Origin of the sequence: Nocardia sp. 852002-20019_SCH5090214, assembly GCF_001665865.1 — a bacterium.
Taxonomy (GTDB): Bacteria; Actinomycetota; Actinomycetes; order Mycobacteriales; family Mycobacteriaceae; genus Nocardia; species Nocardia nova.
The window spans coordinates 1-873 of the sequence record NZ_LZMK01000415.1; the positions used below are offsets into that span (position 1 = coordinate 1).

1 pseudogene is annotated in these 873 nt (G+C 67.8%); it reads right to left on the bottom strand.

Annotated elements, in window-relative coordinates:
- Positions 1 to 873 (bottom strand): annotated as a pseudogene (locus A5780_RS41530) (hypothetical protein); the annotation flags it as partial.

Below are 873 nucleotides of genomic sequence, written 5' to 3' on the forward strand. Positions count from 1 at the left end.
GTCCGGCGTCGACGTCGTCGACAATCGTGACGAGCTGGCTGCGCTCGATGTCGGCCAGGCCGTGCTGGAGTGTGGCGGCGGCGACGATCTCGTCGCTGCGCTCACGCAGCCGTTCGATGGTCGCGGCGGTCTCGTCACCCACACCCCAGGTTTCGGGGGACTCGTTCGAGATGTCGTTTTCGGCGAGGTAGTCCGCGGTCGCGCGCAGGTCCTCGACATCACCGGCGAGCAGTGAGAGTTGTTCGGTGAGTTTGTCGCGGTCGGCGTAGCCGGGCCAGAGCTGCAGGTCCGGGTACTGTCCGTCGCGGATCGCTTTGCCGACCTCACGGACACGGGCCTGGTCCTCAGCGGTCATCACCGCGATCTCGGCGGCCATCTGCTTGGCCGTGACGTGGCCTTCGTCGAATCCGGCCAGCAGCTCCGGGATGCGGCCGCGGGCTTCCTCTCCGGGATCGACGAACACCGGGGAGGTGAGCAGGTCGATGTTGCGGGTGTCTCCGGTGAGGTAGTCGACGACGAAGTCGACGCGGGTGCGGTCGTCTGTGGTGAGGCCGGCCGCATCCAGATCGGTGTCGAGCTGCGCGCGCCGCTGCTCGGCAGACGACAACGCGTAGGTGGGGGCTTCGTCGAGGCTTTCCCCGCGCCACCGCAGCAGTGCCTGCCCGACAACGGGTTTGGCTTCCGGGGCCAGTGGCAGGTCCTCGATGATCCCGATGGCCGCGCTCTGGCGTGCGAACAGCGCCGCCGCCTGCGCGCGGCTCTGGGCTCCGATTGCGTCGAAGTCGGGATCGATGCCGACCTGCATCTGCTCGGTGTCGATGTTCACGCCCCACTGGTGGGCGAAGGCGTCGCACAGTTCGGTCAGTTTCTGGT